Source organism: Streptomyces sp. NPDC015144, from assembly GCF_043079735.1.
Classification (GTDB): Bacteria; Actinomycetota; Actinomycetes; order Streptomycetales; family Streptomycetaceae; genus Streptomyces.
Genome location: NZ_JBIBUU010000014.1, coordinates 61608 through 78913, shown reverse-complemented (window position 1 = coordinate 78913; position 17306 = coordinate 61608). Strand labels below are relative to the sequence as shown.

Genomic DNA, 17306 nt, shown 5'->3' with positions numbered 1-17306 from the left:
CCGGGAGGCGCCATGTCACTGCCGGCCGAGTTCCACGACATCGCGAAGCGGGTCAACAACTGGGGCCGTTGGGGCGCCGACGACGAGATCGGCACCCTCAACCTGATCACCGACGCCGTGGTCCGCGAGGCCGCCGCGACCGTGCGCAGCGGCCTGCGCGTCCCGCTGGCGCTGCCGCTGCGGCAGGACGGCGTCCAGAGCGGGCTGGTCCCCGGGCGGATCAACCCGACGCACACCATGGTCCAGATCAACCAGGAGCTGTTCGGCCCCGGCACCGTCGCCACCAGCGACGACATGGCCGTACTGAGCCTCCAGACGGCCACCCACTGGGACGCCCTCACCCACGCCTCGCACTCGGGACGCATCTACAACGGCCGCTCCGCCGCCACGATCACCGCCCACGGCGGCGCGCAGTTCAGCGGCATCGACAAGGTCCCGCACCTCGTCTCGCGCGGGGTACTCCTCGATGTGGCCCGCGCGCTCGGCACGGACCGGCTGCCCGGCGACCACGCCGTCACCCCCGAGGACCTGGAAGCCGCCGAAGAACTGGCAGGGGTACGGGTCCGCTCCGGCGACATCGTCCTCGTACGAACCGGGCAGATACAGGTATACCTGGCGGGCGACACCCACGCGTACGCCTACCCCTCGCCCGGACTCTCGGTCCGGACGCCCGAGTGGTTCCACGCCCGCGACGTCGCGGCGGTCGCCAACGACACCCTGACCTTCGAGATCTTCCCGCCGGAGATCGAGAACCTGTGGCTGGGCGTGCACGCGCTGGACCTGGTCGAGATGGGCATGCTCCAGGGCCAGAACTGGAACCTGGAGGCGCTGTCCACAGCCTGTGCGCAGGAGAACCGCTACGCCTTCCTGCTCTCCGCGATGCCCGAACCCTTCACCGGCGCCACCGGCACCCCGGTCGCCCCGGTCGCGGTGCTCTGAGGGGCGGGGCGGCTACTCGGCTGCGGCAAACCCCAATGTGGTGAACGTGCCCGGTGCCGCCCGAACGCGGCAGGACCCGTGGCTATGCTCGGCCGCCATGACCGGAAACCAGGCACCCGCGCGCGGCCCGGTCCGGGACGCGTCCGTCGTCGTGGCCCGCGACGCCGACGGCATGGTCGCGCTGCTGTCCGCCGACTTCCCCCGCCACGACGGCGAGCACCTGTTCCTCCCCGGCGGACGGCGGGAGGACGGTGAGACCCCGGAGGAATGCGCACGGCGCGAGCTTCGCGAGGAGGCCGGGATCACCGCCGACCGATGGCGCCCGCTCGGTGCGTACGCGATCACGCTGGACTCCACCGCCCGCGTCCATCTCTACGAGGCCCGCGGCCTGACCCTCGGGCCCCAGGAACCGACCGCGACGGAGACGGACTTCACGCTGTCCTGGTGGCAGATGGCCGACGCCCTGGCGGCCGCCGGGAACGGACGCTTCCTCCTCCCGGCCGGACCCCTCGCGCTCTTCCTCGCCGACTGGCTCTGACCGTCCAGGAACGGCCGGACCGGGGCGGCCCGGTCCAACTGCTTTAACCTTTATGCAGATTCCCGAGGAGCCGAGGCCTCACGCGAGATGTGTGACGGCCCGCGACACCGGGTGCTTCACGAGGTCCGGTACGGGCGTGCCCGTCGCGCCGGGGTGCGGTGGGAGCTGGATCAGCGGGGCGCTCCGGTCGACCTCGCACCAGATCCGCTTGCCCGCGCCCTCCGGCTGCCAGCCCCAGCGGTCGGCGAGGCCGTCCACCAGCTCCAGGCCGCGGCCGTTGGTGTCCTCGCCCGCCGCGTGCCGCTGGAGGGGCGGACGGCAGCTGGCGTCCGCCACCTCGACCCGGACCGTCCCGGGGCAGCCGGAGGCGCCGGTCAGGCCGAACAGCATGCGCAGCACGGCCGGACAGCCGGTGTGCACCACCGCGTTGGTGACCAGCTCCGAGATCAGCAGGATCAGCGTCTCGGCCAGGGGCTCGTCGTCACTTATCCCGGACCCGACCAGCCTCGACCGCGCCCATCTACGGGCCCGGCCGACCTCCGCGGGGTCGGCCCCGACTTCCAGCTGAACCTGAAGCACCTGCACCGCTCACACCATCCGAACCGGCGGACACATCGCCTCGCGCCTCCTTGGGGTCACGGAACGTGATTCCCCTACGAGACAGCATGGTTGACGTACAGTCACCGCAACAAGCGCTTCGGGCATACTCCAGCGCGAAGGAGTACCTGTACTCCATACTGTGCGACGCACTTCGCGGGGAGTCGAACAGCGGCCCGCGCGGGCCGCTTCCCGGGCGCGCCCGGCGCCGCTGCCTGGACCGCGAGCAGGAAACCGCTTGCGGGCCGGAGTCACCGCACCGGCCATCACCGGACTGCCCGGTTCCAGTTCCTGTCGCACTCCACGGAGCGTACCCGAGCCGGGAGCCGACTCCGCCCCGTGACGAAAGATGTGCCGGGCACGGATCGGGGCCCGGCGCCGCTTCCTCACGCTGCGTGATTCCGTGGGGTGGGCGGTCGGCGGTCCGGGACGTGCCGGGCGTCAGCGCAGGTCCGCCGCGAGCCTCTCCTCGGCCGCCGCCGCGGTCTGCCACCACCCGGCGCGCAGCCAGGCCCGCTTGAGGTGGAGGTGGACGTCGGACTCCCAGGTGAAGCCCATGCCGCCGTGGACCTGGAGGCAGTCGCGCGCGTTGCGGACCGCCGCGTCGTCGGCGAGGAGCTTGGCGCCCGCGATCTCGACCCGGTCCCCGGTCACGGCCGCCGCGTAGACCGCGCAGCGGGCCAGTTCGGCGCGGACCAGCATCCCGGCGCACAGGTGTTTGACCGCCTGGAAGGAGCCGATCGGGGCGCCGAACTGCTCGCGCGTACCGGCGTACTCGACGGCCAGCTCGGTGGTGCGGGCGGCGCTGCCGAGCTGTTCGGCGGCGGTGAGCAGGGCCCCCTCGTCGCGGAGGTGCCGGGCGCCGGGCGGCAGCGGCAGCGATTCGTCGGCGGTCACCGGTCGCGCGGGGCGCCACAGCGGGGTGAACGGGTCGGTGGAGCGTAGCGGCGCGGCCGCCTCCCGCACCGGACCGGCCTCCCGGACCAGGCCACCGGGGAGGTCCCCGGGGCCGAGGACCAGGAGCGCGTCGGCCCCGCCCAGGTGGGCCACCGGCTGCCCCGCCTCGGCCACCGCCACCACCGCCTCGCCCCGCGCCGCGCCCTTCACGGCCCCGGCGGCGAGGTGGGTGGCGACGAGCGGGCCGGGCAGCAGCACCCGGCCCGCCTCCTCGAAGAGCAGGACGGCCTCGGGCAGTCCCAGGCCGACGCCGCCTTCCGCCTCGGGCAGCCGCAGCGCGAAGAACCCGGCGTCGCCGAGCTCCCGCCACAGGGCCGGGTCCACGGCCGTGCCGTTCTCCAGCGCGGCCCGCATCCGGTCCCTGTCGAACCGCCCGGCGAGCAGGTCCCGTACCCCTGCCCGCAGGGCCCGTTGGTCGTCCGAGAGCTGGAAGTCCATGAGCGTCAGCGCCCCTTCGGCAGGCCGAGCACGCGTTCGGCGACGATGTTCCGCTGGATCTGCGAGGTGCCCGCGGCGATGGTGTACGAGAGGGAGGAGAGCCGGTCGAGCACCCATTCCCGGTCCAGGTCGGCGGCGTCGGCGCCGAGCACCTCGGCCGCCGCCTCGTACAGCTCCTGGCGGGCGTGCGAGTAGCGCAGCTTGAAGACGGAGCCGCCGGTGCCGACGACACCGCCCCGCCCGGCCTCGCTGACGTTCCACTGGGTGAGCCGCCACAGCGCCCGGAACTCGGCGTTGAGCCTGCCGAGCCGGCGGCGGAGCACCGGATCGTCCCAGGAGCCCCGGCGCCGGGCCTCGGCGGCGAGCGCGGCCAGGGTGCGGCGGCAGGCGACGACCTCGCCGACGAAGGCGGTGCCGCGCTCGAAGGAGAGGGTGACCATGGTGACCCGCCAGCCGTCGTTCTCGGCGCCGACCCGGTTGACGGCCGGCACCCGTACCTCGTCGAGGAAGACCTCGGCGAACTCGGTCGATCCGGCGAGGGTGCGCAGCGGGCGGACGGTGACGCCGGGGGCGTCCATCGCCAGGGCGAGCCAGGTGATGCCGCGGTGCCGGGGGGCCGCCGGGTCGGTGCGGACCAGCAGTTCGCACCAGTCGGCGACCTCGGCGTGCGAGGTCCAGATCTTGCTGCCGCTGACCACGTAGTCGTCCCCGTCGCGCACCGCCCGGGTCCGCAGCGCGGCGAGGTCCGATCCGGCGTCGGGCTCACTGAACCCCTGGCACCAGATCTCGTCGCCGCGCAGCACCGGCGGCAGCCAGCGGGCCCGCTGCTCGGCGGTGCCCTCGGCGGCGATGGTCGGTCCGGCGTGCAGCAGCCCGACGAAGTTGGCGCCGACGTACGGGGCCCCGGCCAGCTCGGTCTCCTCCAGGAAGATCAGGTGCTGGGTCGGGGTGGCGCCCCGGCCGCCCGCGTCGAGCGGCCAGTGCAGACCGGCGTACCCGGCGTCGTACAGGGCCCGCTGCCAGGCCGTGTCGTACGCGCGCCGCCCCGGCCAGTCCTCGGGGGCGGGTTTCGCGGGCAGCGACGGGAGCGCGGCGGCCAGCCAGGCCCGCAGCCGCGCCCGGAACTCCTCTTCCTCCTCCGTGTACGCGAGGTCCACGGCCGCCTACTTGTCCAGGTCCAGATCGAGCATCCGGATGGCGTTTCCGCGCATCAGTTTGTAGATGGTCTCGTCGTCCAGTCCCTTGACGTGGTCGAGGGCGACCTCCTTGGTGTGCGGGAAGGTCGAGTCCACGTGCGGGTAGTCGGTCTCGAAGGTGGCGTTGTCGCGGCCGACGACGTCGAGCGAGGCGATGCCGTGCTTGTCGCGGAAGAAGCAGCAGAAGATCTGTCGGTAGTAGTACGTGGACGGCGGCTCGGGGATCAGTCCGCGCACCCCGCCCCAGGCGCGGTGCTCCTCCCAGACGTCGTCGGCGCGCTCCAGGGCGTACGGGATCCAGCCCATCTGGCCCTCGCTGTAGGCGAGCTTGAGCTGCGGGAAGCGGACCAGGACCCCGCTGAAGAGGAAGTCCATCATCGAGGCCATGGCGTTGTTGAAGGAGAGGCTGGCCTGCACGGCGGGCGGGGCGTCCGGGGAGGCGGCGGGCATCTGCGAACTGGACCCGATGTGCATGTTGACGACCGTGCCGGTCTCCTCGCAGACGGCGAAGAAGGGGTCCCAGTAGCCGGTGTGGATGGAGGGGAGCCCGAGGTGGGTGGGGATCTCCGAGAAGGTCACCGCCCGCACCCCGCGTGCCGCGTTCCGCCGGATCTCGGCAACGGCCAGGTCGATGTCCCAGAGCGGGATGATGCAGAGCGGGATCAGCCGGCCGCCGCTGTCGCCGCACCACTCCTCGACCATCCAGTCGTTGTAGGCGCGGACGCAGGCGAGCGCGACCTCCTTGTCCCGCGCCTCCGCGAAGGTCTGGCCGCAGAAGCGCGGGAAGGTCGGGAAGCAGAGGCTGGCCTCGACGTGGTTGAGGTCCATGTCCTTGAGCCGCTCGGCCGGGTCCCAGCAGCCGGGCCGCATCTCGGCGCGGGTGATGCCCTCCAGCGTCATCTCGTCGCGGTCGAAGCCGACGGCGGCGATGTTCCGCTTGTACGGGAACTTCAGGTCCTCGTAGATCCACCAGTCGGTGGGCGGCCCGTCCGGGTCCATCGTGATGACGTACTTGCCGCCGGTGTACGCCAGCTCGCCGATGCCCGCGGTGAGCGGCTGCGGGCCGCGTTCGCGGTACTTCGCGGGCAGCCAGGTCGAGAAGAGGTGCGGCGGCTCGATCACATGGTCGTCGACGCTGACGATCCGAGGCAGTTCCGTCATGGTGTCCCCTCCGGCGAACGCATTTCTGATGACCCGTCAGATCGATGTCGCCCTCAGGCTAGCCCCGCACCCCTGGACCGACAAGGCGCGGCGCTCTACGCTCTCCGCACTATCTGACTATCCGTCAGCTTCGGAGAGGGGTCGGCCATGACCGGGACCGCGCACGCCCTGGACGCCTCGCGCACCTTCTGGGAACTCGTCGAACGCCGGGCCGCCCTGACCCCGGACCGCCCCTTCCTCCTCCAGGACGACCGCGTCCTGACCTTCGGCGGACTGCGGGAACGCGGCGAGCGGGTGGCGGCCGGGCTGTGGGGGATGGGGGTGCGCCCCGGGACCGTCGTCGCCTGGCAGCTCCCGACCCGGATCGAGACGGTGCTGCTCTCCTTCGCGCTGGCCCGGATCGGGGCCGTCCAGTCGCCCGTCATCCCCTTCTACCGGGACCGCGAGACGGGGTTCGCGCTGCGCGAGTCGCAGGCGGAGTTCTTCGCCGTGCCGGGCACCTGGCGCGGGTTCGACCACACGGCGATGGCCAAGCGGCTGGCCGGGGAGGCCGGACGGCGGGCGCCGGAGGTCTTCGAGGCGTACGACACGCTCCCGGACGGCGACCCGGCGGTGCTGCCGCCGCCGCCCGCCGACGGTACGGCGGTGCGCTGGATCTACTGGACCTCGGGCACCACCTCCGACCCGAAGGGCGTCCTGCACACCGACCGGTCCCTGATCTCGGCGGGCGCCTGCCTGGCCCACGCGCTGCGGCTGACCCCGGACGACGTCGGCTCGATGGCCTTCCCGTTCGCCCATGTCGCCGGGCCGGACTACTCGGTGATGCTGCTGCTGTACGGGTTCCCCGCGGTGCTGTTCGAGCACTTCGCGCTGCCGGACGCGCTGGTGGAGTACCGGCGCCACGGGGTGACGGTCGCGGGCGGGTCCACCGCGTTCTACTCGATGTTCCTGGCCGAACAGCGCAAGGCCCCGGACACCCGGCCCGTCCCCACCCTCCGGCTGCTGGCGGGCGGCGGCGCCCCCAAGCCGCCGGAGCTCTACCACGCGGTGGTGCGGGAGATGGGCGTCCAGCTCACCCACGGGTACGGCATGACCGAGGTCCCGATGATCACCATGGGCGACCCCGACGACACCCCGGAGCACCTGGCCGGGACGGAGGGCCGCCCGCCCGGGGGCATGGAGATCCGGATCACCGACGAGCGGGGCGAGCCCCTGCCGTACGGCACCGACGGCGAGGTCAGGCTGCGCGGCGAGGCCGTCTGCGCGGGCTATCTGGACCCGGCGGCCTCCGCCGCGGCCTTCGACGCCGAGGGCTTCCTGATCACCGGCGACGTCGGCCATCTCCGCGAGAGCGGCCATCTGGTGCTCACCGGGCGCCTCAAGGACATCATCATCCGCAAGGGTGAGAACATCTCCGCCAAGGAGATAGAGGACCTGCTCCACCGCCACCCGGACGTCGCCGACGCGGCGGTGATCGGCCTCCCCGACCCGGAGCGCGGCGAACTGGTCTGCGCGGTCGTCGAACAGCCGCCCGGCGCCGCCCCGCTGACCCTGGCCGGGCTCACCGGCCACCTCCGCGCCGAGGGCCTCGCCGTGCACAAGCTCCCCGAACGCCTGGAGGTCCTGGATGCCCTTCCCCGCAACGACACCCTCCGCAAGGTCCTCAAGTACCGCCTCCGGGAGCAGTTCGCCTGAGGCCGAGCCGGCGGCCGGGCCGGTACGGGCCGCGGGACCGGCGCTCGTCGTGGGCGGTACGGGCATGCTCTCCGGCACCGTCCGCGGACTGGTGGCCGACGGGCTGCGCACCGCCGTCGCCGCCCGGGGCGAGGCGGCCCTCCGCGCACTGGTACGGAGCACCGCCCACCCCGCCAGGACGCTGGCCCTGGCCACGGACTACACCGACACCAGGGGGTTCCGCTCGGCGCTGGAACGGGCCCGCGACGAACTGGGCCCGTTCCGGACGGTCGTCCTGTGGATCCGCACCCCCAGCCGCGACACCGCCCTCCCCGTCGTCGCGGACGTACTGGCGGCCGGCGCGGTGGTCGTCGACGTACGCGGCAGCGCGGCGGCCGCCCCGGGCCGCGCCCGGCCGCTGCCGCCACCGGACCTGGCCGGCTGCGACCACCGCCCGGTCGTCCTCGGCTTCGCCGACGGCCCGGACGGCACTCGCTGGCTCACCCATCAGGAGATCGCCGACGGCGTCCTGGCCGCGGCGCGCGCCCCCGCACCGGCCGCCACCAGCGCCACCGACGACGCACCGGCCCGGGTCATCGGCCGCGTGCGCCCCTGGCACGACCGGCCGTGACCCCGGTCCGGCCCCGGTCACGCGGGCGGGCGGCACGGGCACGCGGGACGCCCCCGCCCGTCAGCCCCGGCAGGAATGCAGGATCCAGGGCAACACGAAGATCAGGAAGATCAGACAGCCGAGGGCGCCGCAGCCGTCGTCGCCACCGTCGACCGCGCGTCGGATCCGGTCGCGCTCGTCGCTCCGGCCCCGTTCGTAGGCTTCCCGCTCCTTGCCGCCGTACCAGGACATGGCTCCCCCTCGCCCTTTGCCTCAAGACCGGAGGGACGCCCGGCAGGGCGCACCGCACGGTACGGCTCACGGTCCCACCGGGAGCGGGCGGCGGCTTTGGAATGCGTGCCGGGCGGCTTGTGGATCGGCGCCGACCCGGCCCCCGGCCGCCGCTCAGGCGGAGAGCGGGCGGGTCTCGGGAGCGACGGCGGTGGCCGGGTCCGGGTAGACGTCGAAGAGGCGGCGCACACCGAGGGCGGCGAGGACCCGGTTCACATGGGAGCCCTCCTCCGCGCCCCGGGCCGGGAGGACCAAGCGCAGGCGGCCCCCGCAGGAGCGCATCAGACGGCGGGCGGCTATCAGTACGCCGACACCGCTGGAGTCGCAGAACAGCACCCCGGAGAGGTCGAGCACCACGTCGTGACGGCCGGCGGCGACCGCGTCGTGCACGGACTGGCGCACGGAGGACGACGTCAGCAGGTCCAGCTCGCCGCGGATACGCAGCACGGTCCATTCGGCCTGCACGGTCTCGGCCACAGTGAGTGTCACGCGACGGGGCCTCTCGTTCCGGGAACTCCAGGGATTCCAGGGCTTCAGGGATCCCAGGGATTCCAATGCTTCGGCTGATTCCGGATATTCCGACGATCCGGAAGTTTTCCCTCCTTCTCGCCGCTGCCCCGTCACAGCCCCTCGAAACACCGGCCGCTCCGCCAGAACGTCACAGCATCCCGACCGAAACGATCACCCAGGGTCGGATTCCGCCATCCCGCGGCACCGGACACCCCTACCACCCCGGGCCGTTTCAGGGGCGCACTTGCCCGAAAGGTACGTACATCATCGACAGCGGCGACTACATTCGGTCCCACGAGGGGAAGTGGCTGGGGGACGCATGGCTAAAAACGCACCACCCCGCTGGGACCGCAGGATGCAGCAGCGACTGGCACGCGGCGAGGAGGCCGCGCTCGGTGAGCTCTACGACCGCTTCGCCGCCCTGGTGCACAGCCAGGCCCAGCGGATACTCGACGACGACACCGCCGCCGACCACGTGACCCGCGAGGTCTTCGGCTACATGTGGGAGAACCCGGACGCGTACGACCCCCGGCAGGGGCCGATGCGGGCCTGGGTGGCCCGGCTCGCCCACCGCCACGCGGTGCGCAGGCTCCGCGAGGCGGGTACGGACGGCGCGGGCGGGGCGGACGGGGCGGAGGCCGAAGGGCTCGACGCGCTGGAGGAGCGGGTGAGCCGGGCCACGGCCGCCGCGCGGGCCGACTACATCGTCGAGTCCATGCCCGCCCCGCTGTGGGCCGCACTGGAGCTCGCGTACGTACAGCGCCGGGACTACCGGCAGGCCGCGGCCGATCTCGGGGTGACCGAGGACGAGGCCCGCCGCCGTCTCCGGCTCGGGCTCCAGCTCCTCTCCAGCGCCCACCCCCGCCCCCTGGACGGGGCCTCGCCGCCCGGACACGGGACCTCCCGGTGACCGACGACGCGAACGGGCCCGCCGCCGGACGTCCCGACAGGCTCCGGGACATCCGGCGGATACCGGCGCAGCGGCCCGCGGCCGACGACCTCGCTCCCGCCGCCACTCCGCCGCCCGACCCCGTCCCACCGGCCGGGGAGCCGTCCCCGGGCACTCCCCCACCGACGCCCCGACCGGAACCGGAAACCACCGTGGCCCCACCGGAACCACCGCACCGGCTCCTGCGGGCGCTGCTCGGCGCCTGGGCCCTGTCCGCCTGCTCCACGGAGGAGACCGAGGCGGTCGAGGCGCATCTGACCGAGTGCGCCGCCTGCGCCGACGAGGCGCTGCGGCTGCGGGACGCGGTCGGGCTGCTGCACACCGACTGCAGCCTGGACCTCGACCCGACGCTGCGCGGCCGGGTGATCGACGCCTGCCTGAGCCGCCGCCCGGCCGCCATCCCGGTGCCGGACTGGGCCGCGCCGTACGAGGCGGAGACCGCCCGGCTCGACGCGCTGCTCCGGGACATCGGCAGCGCGGAGTGGCACGCCCCGGTGCGGCTGAAGTGGTTCGAGGACGAGCAGGAGACCGGCCGCCGGACCACCGTCGCGGGCGTCATCGGCCATCTGACGGCCGTCGACGGACTGATCGGCACCGCCCTCGATCTCGACGTACCGCTCGGCGACCACCGCTTCGGGCCCGGCGTCGACTGGCCGCTCTCCCCCACCGCGCGCACCGAGGCGTACTGGTCGGCGTCCCGGCTGCCGCCCACCCGGGAGGTCCACGAGCCGTGGCGGGCCCAGACCCACACCCTCATCCGCACGGTGTCCCTCGTCGGTCGCAGGGTCTCCGAGCTGTCCGTCTCGTACGGGGACTTCGCCCTGCCGATGCACGACGCCCTGCTGGACCGGGCCTTCGAGTGCTGGATGCACGGCGGCGACATCGCGGACGCGGTGGACTACCCGTACGAGACCCCGTCCGCCCCGCATCTCAACCGGATGATCGACCTGGCGGCCCGGCTGCTGCCCGCCACCCTCGCCGCACGCCGCCGGTCCGGGCTGGCCGGACCCGCCCGGCACCTGGTGACGGCCGGTTCACCGGGCCGTTCGCTCCATCTGGAGGTCGAGGGTTCGGGCGGCGGTGACTGGTACGTGCCGCTGGACTCGCCGGCCGCGCTCGGCTCGCCCGCGCACACCGTGGCGCAGGTCGCGCTGGACGGGGTGGAGTTCTGCCGGCTGGTCGCCGGGCACGTCTCGCCGGAGGAGGCCGCGGCCGGTCAGCAGGGCGACCGCGAGGCCATCCGGGACGTCCTCTTCGCCGCGGCCTCGCTGAGCCGCCTGTAGGAGCCGGGACCGGGCGGGGCCCCAGGCCGCCGAGGCCGCCGGGACGTCAGGCGAAGACGACCGTGCGGTGGCCGTTGAGCAGGATGCGGTGCTCCGCGTGCCACTTCACGGCCCGCGCCAGCGCCTGGCACTCCACGTCGCGCCCGACGGCGACCAGCTGGTCGGGGGTGACGCCGTGGCCCACCCGCTCGACCTCCTGCTCGATGATCGGCCCCTCGTCGAGGTCGGCCGTCACGTAGTGCGCCGTGGCGCCGATCAGCTTGACCCCGCGGGCGTGCGCCTGGTGGTACGGCTTCGCGCCCTTGAAGCTCGGCAGGAAGGAGTGGTGGATGTTGATGATCCGGCCGCTGAGCTGCTTGCACAGATCGTCCGAGAGGACCTGCATGTAGCGGGCGAGGACGACCAGCTCGACGTTCTCCTCGCGGACCAGCTCCAGGAGCTGCGCCTCCGCGTCGGCCTTGGTCTCCCTGGTCACCGGAATGTGCCGGAACGGCACGTTGTACGAGGCGACCAGCTCGGCGAAGTCCGTGTGGTTGGAGACGACGGCGGCGATCTCGACCGGCAGCGCCCCGATCCGCGAGCGGAACAGCAGGTCGTTGAGGCAGTGCCCGAACCGGCTGACCATCAGCACGATCCGCATCCGCTCCGAGGAGCGGTGGATCTGCCAGTCCATCCGGAAGGAGTCGCCGACCGCGGCGAAGCTGGCCCGCAGCTTCTCCACGGTCACCGGGGCCTCCGCCGAGAAGTGGACCCGCATGAAGAAGAGACCGGTGTCGTGGTCACCGAACTGCTGGCTGTCCTCGATGTTGCAGCCGGTCATGAAGAGATAGCTCGACACGGCGTGCACGATGCCCTGCTTGTCGGGGCAGGACAGGGTGAGGACGTACTGCTCGGGGGCGTCCCCGGCGGGCTGCGGCTCGGTCATTCCCGTAGCGTGCCACACCGGGGAGCCGTCAGGCCGAACCGGTCAGAATGTGGAGGACGTCCAGGGAGCGCGGCGGCGTGTCGGGGTCCTCGCCGTCGTTCCCGGCGAGCAGCACATGCGCCTCGCGGGCGGCCTGCACGGCCTCCGGCCAGCCCTGGTGCTCCAGGTACGCGGAGACGGGGGCGTCCGCCCCGACCTGGTGCATGATGCGCAGCACCCGCAGGACGGCGACGTCGACGAGGGCCGCCTCGCCCGCGTCACGGAAGATCGTGCCTATGTATTTCTCGGCGGACCAGTTGTCCAGCCAGGTGTCCTCGACCAGGCGGTAGACGGCGTCGGTGACGTCGCCGTACCCCTCCCGGCCGGCCAGCCAGCACTCGTGGTGGAAGACGGGGTCGGAGAGCATGTGCAGCGCCGAGCGCACGTTGCTGCGCCAGCGCCACCACGGCATGTCATTCAGCGGCATGCCGCCCATGGTGGAGGAGCGACGGCCGCGACGGGAAGAGTTCTCCGAACCTTGCTGCACGGTCATCGATCGTACGTTCCTTCACGGGCCCGCCGTCCGGGCCCCCGGAATTCACCCGGACGTCACTCCGTGTTGACCGGTGCACACGGCGCCGTTACCCCGAGTCCGGAAATGTTCATGCCCATGACCGGATGGCGACGCCCCATTTCCCCGCGCTTCTCCAGAATCCTGACGAGCGCGGTGCTCGGGGCATCGCTGATCAGCGGTTGCGGCGCCCTCCCTGGGGCCACGGGGGGCTCCAGGGAGTCCGTCACCGTCATGACCTGGGCGCCGAGCGGCGTCGCCGGGCCGGACACGGTGAACATGGCGGGGATGACCGCCATGGCACGCGCCTACGCCCGCTGGGTCAACGACAACGGCGGTCTGAACGGCCACCGTCTGCGCGTCCTCACCTGCGACGAGCAGGACACCTCCGCCGGAGCGGCCGGCTGCGCCCGGCGGGCCGTCAAGGAGAAGGCGGTCGCGGTCGTCGGCTCGTACAGTCGGCACGGGTCGGCGTTCATGCCGGTGCTGGAGGGCTCCAACATCCCCTTCATCGGGGGCTACGGCGCCACCGACGAGGAGTTCTCCAGCTACCTCTCCTTCCCCGTCAACGGCGGCCAGGCCGCCCTGCTCGCGGGCAACGCCCGGCAGCTGGCCCGCTCCTGCGAGCGGGTATCGGTGGTGCGGCCGGACACGCTCGGCGGCGACGGCCAGGCATGGCTGCTGCGGACCGGCCTGACCTCCGCCGGGCGGTCCGCGCCGGCCGACATCCGGGCGCCGGAGGCGGCGACCTCGTACGACGACGCGGCCGGGGCGGCGCTCCGGGCGGCGGGCCCGGCCGGAGGCTGCGCGACGGCGGTGCTCGGCCGGCGGACGGAGACCTTCTTCGACTCGTTCCGGCGGATGGAGCCGTCGTACGGGAAGGTGCGGATCTCCTCGGTGCTCGGCAGCGTCGACCAGCCGCTGATCGACAGCACCGGCGGCCGGAACAGCCCGTTCGAGGGGGCGTACATCACCGGCTGGTACCCGGACTCGGGCGACACCCGCTGGGACGGGATGCGGCAGGTGATCCGGAAGTACGCCTTCGGCGACAACCGGATCGACCCGGACGACACCGGGGTGCAGACCACCTGGATCGCGTACACCGTGCTGAAGGGGCTGGTGGAGGCGGTCGACGCCCCGCGGATCACCCCGTGGCGGATCACCTCCGCCCTCAACACCGGCACCTCGGTCGGGACCGGCGGCCTCACGCCGGTGCTGCGCTGGGGATTCGACGACGTGCTGGGCTCCACCGCCTATCCGCGGATCGTCAACACCAGGGTGACGTTCCAGGTGGTCCGCGGCGGGCGGCTCGTCGCGGACCGGAAGGGGTTCGTGGACGTCGCGGAGACGCTCTCGGACGCCAGCACCAGGAGCTGACCGGGCGGACCGCCGACCGGACCCCCTGACCGGACCGCCGACCGGGCCTCCGGCCGGTCCGGGCCGCCGGAGCGCCCGGACCACCGGCCGGGGTTCAGAGCTCCGTCGCCGCCCGGCGGGTCAGGCCGTACTTCGCCGCGATCGAGTTCCAGAGCTTCGACGCCTCCTGCTTCGCCTTGCTCGCCTCGCCGCTCTGCGCGTTGGCCTGCTGCGTCTCGGAGGTCGTACGGGCCTTGCCGTGCTTGCACACCTTCCGGCCGTGCTTGGCCTGCTCGGCCCAGGCCGCGTAGTGGTCGTCGGCGGAGGCGGACGCCTGCCACGCCCGGGTGAGGGCGCCGGTCAGCCGCTCGTTCTCGGGCAACTGGTCGACGGTGAGGCCGCCGAGCCGGGTCACCAGGTCGCGGCGCTGCTTCGCGGCGTCCTTCAGGGCCGTCACGGCCTGGTCCAGGTCGGTGCAGTTCTTGGTCTTCTCGACGGCGCCGATGACCGCGGCCCGGCTGTTGTTGCTGTCCGCCAGCAGCTTGTCCAGCTCCTCGGCCTGCGGCTTCGCCGGGTCGGCGGGTGCCTCCTGGCTGGGCTTCTCGGCGGGCCGGCTCGCCGAGGCGATCGGCTGCTTGTCGTCCTTGGCCTTGTCGTCGCCGTTGCCGCTGAGCAGCGCGCCCGCGCCGAGACCGACGACGGCGCAGCCGGCCACGACCGCCGCGATCAGCGTGACGTGCGGCCGCTTCCGGCGCGCGGGCGGCTCCTCGTCCCCCGGTCGGTACGCGGACGGGGGCGGGGGCTGGTGGGCCGGCGGGGCGCCCTGGTACGCGGGGGCGTGATTGAGCTGGGGCATCTGCTGGGTGGCGCCGGCCGGCTCGTCGCTGCGGAACAGGTTGTCGAACTCGGCGGGCGGCTGCCGGTCGCCGGGGGCGCCGGGCCGGACGTCGTACGGGGCCCCGGCGGGCACCGGCGCGATGTACTGGGTGGCGTCCGCGTCCCCGCCCTGGCCCTGGCCGGGCTGCTGGTACGCCTGCTGCGGGGGCTGTGCCCCGGTGCGGCCGAGGAACGCGGTCGACTCGGCGGGGTTCTCCGGCGGCAGTCCACCGGGCGCGGGCCCGCCGGGCACCGGTGCGATGTACTGCGTGGCGTCCGCGTCCCCGCCCGCACCGGCCGCGGGGGCCGCGCCGGGCACGGCCTCGGGCGGCAACGGCTGCGCGAACGACTGCGGGGGCTGCTGCGGCGGAAGGGCCTGCGGGGGCTGCTGGGCCTGCTGCGGCTGCTGCTGGGAGTGCGGGGGCTGCTGGGCCGGCGGGTATCCGTACCCCTGCCCCGGCTGCGCGTAGCCCTGGCCGTGCCCCTGGCTCCGGCCGTACTGACCCGGGTCGTACGCACCCTGGCCGTACTGGTCCTGGCCGTACGGTGCCTGCCCGCCGTACTGCCCCTGCCCCTGGCCCTGCCCCGGCTGCTGGGGCGGAGGCTGGTGCGCGGCCTGTGGCCCCCAGGAACCGCCCCACGGTTGTCCGCCTGCCGGAGCGGCCTGATCCGCGGGCCCTGATATCCAGGGCTCGCTGCCGCCCGCGGGCAGCACGACACCTTCGTGCGCGGGCCGTTCAGCAGGGAACTGCTGCTCGCCGCCGTGTCCGCCGCTCTGCGTCACCGGGACTCCTACGTGTAAACCTACGGAATCGTCGGCTCACGCTATCGGGTGGTCGGCGCGGTCCGCCAAGCGTGTGCGGTCGCTCACCACCCCTTCACAGGCGGTGCGACGCTCCGCGCCCGTGCGGCGCGGTGAATCGGGACGGTCGGACACCCCCCGGCCGCCCTCCGGGCAGGCCGTGTCCGACCCCGGCACGTCCTACGCCGCCTGGAGCTCCAGGCGGGCGCCGAACTCCCGGACCGCGGACTCGTCCCCGTACGGCAGCAACCGCTGCTGGAGATCGTCGAGATACTCCGCGCCCCGGCTGGAACGCACCGAGCCCAGCAGCTCCATCGCCTGCGTACCGGTGTGGCACGCCTGCTCCACCTCGCGCATCTGCACCTGGGCCGTGGCCAGCAGCACCAGCCCGATTCCCCGGCGGCGGGCCCGGGACTCCGGGAGAGCGGCCAGGGCCTCCTTGGCCCTGCGGGCGGCCGCCTCCGCCTGGCCCAGGTCGCGGTGGCAGTGCGCCAGTTCGTCCGCGAGATAGGCGTGGTCGAAGTGGGCGATCCAGTCGGGGTCGTCGCCCGTCTCCGGCTCGGCCTTCTCCAGGCACGCCAGCGCGTGGCCGGTGACCTCCTGGCAGGTGCGGGCGTCGCCGAGCAGCGCGTGGCCGCGCGCCTCCGCCGCGTAGAACATCGCCTCCGCCCGCGGTGTGACGTGTCCGCGCGCGCCCTCCTGCGCGGCGCGGGCGAGTTGGGCGATCTCCCGGGGGTTGCCGAGCTGGGCGGCGAGGTGGCTCATCGAGGCGGCCAGCACGTAACCGCCGTACGCCCGGTCGTCCGCGGCCTGTGCGAGCCGCAGCGCCTGGATGTAGTAGCGCTGGGCGAGCCCCGGCTGGCCGGTGTCCACCGCCATGTACCCGCCCAGTTCGGTGAGTCGGGCGACCGCCGCGAACAACTGACGGCCGACCGATTCCCGGTACGCCCCGGAGAGCAGCCCGGACACCACGCTGTTGAGGTAGTGCACCAGGACCGGCCGTACGTGCCCGCTGCCGAAGCGGTGGTCGAGGTCGACCAGCGCGGCCGTCATCGACCGCACCGCCGCCACGTCCGACATCCCGACCCGGGCCCCGGCGGACCGGGCCACCTGCGGGTCCGCGCCGGTGATCAGCCAGTCGCGGCTGGGCTCGACGAGCGCGGAGGAGGCGACCGCCGAACCGGACAGGAAGTCCCGCCGGCCCACGTCGCTCCGCCACAGCTCGCAGACCTGCTCGATCGCGCCGATCACGGTCGGGGCGAACTGGAGGCCGACGCCGGACGCCAGGTTCTTTCCGTTGGCCATGCCGATCTCGTCGATCGTGACCGTACGGCCGAGCTTGCGGCCGAGTGCTTCCGCGATGATCCCCGGGGCCCTCCCACGTGGTTGCTGTCCCCGCAGCCAACGGGCCACGGACGTCTTGTCGTACCGGAGGTCGAGCCCGCGCTCCGCACCGACCATGTTGACCCGACGGGCCAGTCCGGCGTTGGAGCATCCGGCTTCCTGAATGAGTGCCTGGAGCCGTTCGTTCGGCTGGCGGGCTACGAGAGGCCTGGCTGCCATGTTTCCCCCTGAGGCCGCAGTGATGATTGAGCCGATCACTGCCCGGCGAATACGCGGAAAATGCACGGAATCATCGTGTTCATCACGGGCG

General features: G+C 73.3%; 18 protein-coding genes. 7 read left to right on the top strand and 11 right to left on the bottom strand.

Going from position 1 to position 17306, the window contains the following annotated elements; all coding sequences use genetic code 11:
* Positions 1-12: 12 nt before the first annotated feature.
* Complete coding sequence (locus ACF08W_RS23315) at positions 13-939, top strand: cyclase family protein (RefSeq protein WP_392280411.1); 927 nt, start codon at positions 13-15, stop codon at positions 937-939.
* Between the two features lie 97 nt (positions 940-1036).
* Positions 1037-1477, top strand: a complete 441-nt coding sequence (locus ACF08W_RS23310) for an NUDIX domain-containing protein (RefSeq protein ID WP_392280410.1) — start codon at positions 1037-1039, stop codon at positions 1475-1477.
* Positions 1478-1555: 78 nt separating this feature from the next.
* Here the strand turns inward: ACF08W_RS23310 and ACF08W_RS23305 are convergent, their stop codons facing one another.
* The 4 genes from ACF08W_RS23305 to ACF08W_RS23290 form a co-directional block, all read right to left on the bottom strand.
* Positions 1556-2062 (bottom strand): ATP-binding protein, encoded by a 507-nt coding sequence (locus tag ACF08W_RS23305; protein ID WP_385207830.1) that lies wholly within the window; start codon positions 2060-2062, stop codon positions 1556-1558.
* 453 nt (positions 2063-2515) lie between these two features.
* Positions 2516-3469: an acyl-CoA dehydrogenase family protein gene (locus tag ACF08W_RS23300; RefSeq protein ID WP_392280409.1), complete on the bottom strand. Its 954-nt coding sequence runs from the start codon at positions 3467-3469 to the stop codon at positions 2516-2518.
* A gap of 5 nt (positions 3470-3474) precedes the next feature.
* Positions 3475-4626 carry an acyl-CoA dehydrogenase family protein gene (locus ACF08W_RS23295; protein WP_352275920.1) on the bottom strand — a complete coding sequence of 384 codons (1152 nt, stop codon included), beginning with the start codon at positions 4624-4626 and terminating at the stop codon, positions 3475-3477.
* A gap of 6 nt (positions 4627-4632) precedes the next feature.
* The gene (locus tag ACF08W_RS23290; protein ID WP_392280408.1) at positions 4633-5826 is read right to left on the bottom strand and encodes an amidohydrolase family protein; all 1194 of its coding nucleotides are present in this window, start codon (positions 5824-5826) and stop codon (positions 4633-4635) included.
* A 147-nt stretch (positions 5827-5973) separates the two neighbouring features.
* On the opposite strand from ACF08W_RS23290, the gene ACF08W_RS23285 reads away from it, so the two are divergent.
* On the top strand, positions 5974-7521 hold the full coding sequence (locus ACF08W_RS23285; protein ID WP_392280407.1) for a class I adenylate-forming enzyme family protein: 1548 nt from the start codon (positions 5974-5976) through the stop codon (positions 7519-7521).
* A 64-nt stretch (positions 7522-7585) separates the two neighbouring features.
* Complete coding sequence (locus ACF08W_RS23280; RefSeq protein WP_392280406.1) at positions 7586-8131, top strand: hypothetical protein; 546 nt, start codon at positions 7586-7588, stop codon at positions 8129-8131.
* 60 nt (positions 8132-8191) lie between these two features.
* Here the strand turns inward: ACF08W_RS23280 and ACF08W_RS23275 are convergent, their stop codons facing one another.
* Positions 8192-8362: a hypothetical protein gene (locus tag ACF08W_RS23275; protein ID WP_392280405.1), complete on the bottom strand. Its 171-nt coding sequence runs from the start codon at positions 8360-8362 to the stop codon at positions 8192-8194.
* Between the two features lie 153 nt (positions 8363-8515).
* Entirely contained in the window at positions 8516-8890 is a 375-nt protein-coding gene (locus tag ACF08W_RS23270; RefSeq protein ID WP_352275911.1) for an STAS domain-containing protein, read from the bottom strand.
* Positions 8891-9230: 340 nt separating this feature from the next.
* Here ACF08W_RS23270 and ACF08W_RS23265 point away from each other — a divergent pair, with 340 nt between their 5' ends.
* Together ACF08W_RS23265 and ACF08W_RS23260 are read left to right on the top strand one after the other, a co-directional pair.
* Positions 9231-9821 (top strand): RNA polymerase sigma factor, encoded by a 591-nt coding sequence (locus ACF08W_RS23265; protein ID WP_385207811.1) that lies wholly within the window; start codon positions 9231-9233, stop codon positions 9819-9821.
* The gene (locus ACF08W_RS23260; protein ID WP_392280404.1) at positions 9818-11143 is read left to right on the top strand and encodes a zf-HC2 domain-containing protein; all 1326 of its coding nucleotides are present in this window, start codon (positions 9818-9820) and stop codon (positions 11141-11143) included. The genes ACF08W_RS23265 and ACF08W_RS23260 overlap by 4 nt, the downstream gene beginning before the upstream one ends.
* Before the next feature lie 46 nt (positions 11144-11189).
* Here the strand turns inward: ACF08W_RS23260 and purU are convergent, their stop codons facing one another.
* The 3 genes from purU to ACF08W_RS23245 are packed head-to-tail and all read right to left on the bottom strand — an operon-like array spanning position 11190 to position 12917.
* Positions 11190-12068 carry a formyltetrahydrofolate deformylase gene (purU, locus tag ACF08W_RS23255; RefSeq protein WP_352275906.1) on the bottom strand — a complete coding sequence of 293 codons (879 nt, stop codon included), beginning with the start codon at positions 12066-12068 and terminating at the stop codon, positions 11190-11192.
* 28 nt (positions 12069-12096) lie between these two features.
* A complete protein-coding gene (locus ACF08W_RS23250) occupies positions 12097-12600 on the bottom strand; it encodes a hypothetical protein (protein WP_392280403.1) in 504 nt (167 codons plus the stop codon).
* Positions 12601-12656: 56 nt separating this feature from the next.
* Positions 12657-12917, bottom strand: a complete 261-nt coding sequence (locus tag ACF08W_RS23245) for a hypothetical protein (RefSeq protein ID WP_385207805.1) — start codon at positions 12915-12917, stop codon at positions 12657-12659.
* Between ACF08W_RS23245 and ACF08W_RS23240 the strand changes: the two genes are divergently transcribed.
* Positions 12907-13995 carry an ABC transporter substrate-binding protein gene (locus ACF08W_RS23240; RefSeq protein WP_392280402.1) on the top strand — a complete coding sequence of 363 codons (1089 nt, stop codon included), beginning with the start codon at positions 12907-12909 and terminating at the stop codon, positions 13993-13995. The two genes, ACF08W_RS23245 and ACF08W_RS23240, sit on opposite strands and share 11 nt — an antisense overlap.
* A gap of 94 nt (positions 13996-14089) precedes the next feature.
* On the opposite strand, the gene ACF08W_RS23235 is transcribed toward ACF08W_RS23240, so the two are convergent.
* On the bottom strand, positions 14090-15634 hold the full coding sequence (locus ACF08W_RS23235; protein WP_392280401.1) for a hypothetical protein: 1545 nt from the start codon (positions 15632-15634) through the stop codon (positions 14090-14092).
* 198 nt (positions 15635-15832) lie between these two features.
* Positions 15833-17215 (bottom strand): transcriptional regulator, encoded by a 1383-nt coding sequence (locus ACF08W_RS23230; RefSeq protein WP_352275900.1) that lies wholly within the window; start codon positions 17213-17215, stop codon positions 15833-15835.
* Positions 17216-17306: the final 91 nt, after the last annotated feature.

What these genes read in the sequence shown, in the direction of transcription:
- ACF08W_RS23240 (WP_392280402.1), top strand. Translation starts at nt 12,907, where the DNA reads ATGACCGCCATGGCACGCGCCTACGCCCGCTGGGTCAACGACAACGGC.
- ACF08W_RS23300 (WP_392280409.1), bottom strand. Translation starts at nt 3,469, where the DNA reads ATGGACTTCCAGCTCTCGGACGACCAACGGGCCCTGCGGGCAGGGGTA.
- ACF08W_RS23250 (WP_392280403.1), bottom strand. Translation starts at nt 12,600, where the DNA reads ATGACCGTGCAGCAAGGTTCGGAGAACTCTTCCCGTCGCGGCCGTCGC.
- ACF08W_RS23275 (WP_392280405.1), bottom strand. Translation starts at nt 8,362, where the DNA reads ATGTCCTGGTACGGCGGCAAGGAGCGGGAAGCCTACGAACGGGGCCGG.
- ACF08W_RS23280 (WP_392280406.1), top strand. Translation starts at nt 7,586, where the DNA reads ATGCTCTCCGGCACCGTCCGCGGACTGGTGGCCGACGGGCTGCGCACC.
- ACF08W_RS23315 (WP_392280411.1), top strand. Translation starts at nt 13, where the DNA reads ATGTCACTGCCGGCCGAGTTCCACGACATCGCGAAGCGGGTCAACAAC.
- ACF08W_RS23265 (WP_385207811.1), top strand. Translation starts at nt 9,231, where the DNA reads ATGGCTAAAAACGCACCACCCCGCTGGGACCGCAGGATGCAGCAGCGA.
- purU (WP_352275906.1), bottom strand. Translation starts at nt 12,068, where the DNA reads ATGACCGAGCCGCAGCCCGCCGGGGACGCCCCCGAGCAGTACGTCCTC.
- ACF08W_RS23290 (WP_392280408.1), bottom strand. Translation starts at nt 5,826, where the DNA reads ATGACGGAACTGCCTCGGATCGTCAGCGTCGACGACCATGTGATCGAG.
- ACF08W_RS23245 (WP_385207805.1), bottom strand. Translation starts at nt 12,917, where the DNA reads ATGGCGGTCATCCCCGCCATGTTCACCGTGTCCGGCCCGGCGACGCCG.
- ACF08W_RS23230 (WP_352275900.1), bottom strand. Translation starts at nt 17,215, where the DNA reads ATGGCAGCCAGGCCTCTCGTAGCCCGCCAGCCGAACGAACGGCTCCAG.
- ACF08W_RS23285 (WP_392280407.1), top strand. Translation starts at nt 5,974, where the DNA reads ATGACCGGGACCGCGCACGCCCTGGACGCCTCGCGCACCTTCTGGGAA.
- ACF08W_RS23310 (WP_392280410.1), top strand. Translation starts at nt 1,037, where the DNA reads ATGACCGGAAACCAGGCACCCGCGCGCGGCCCGGTCCGGGACGCGTCC.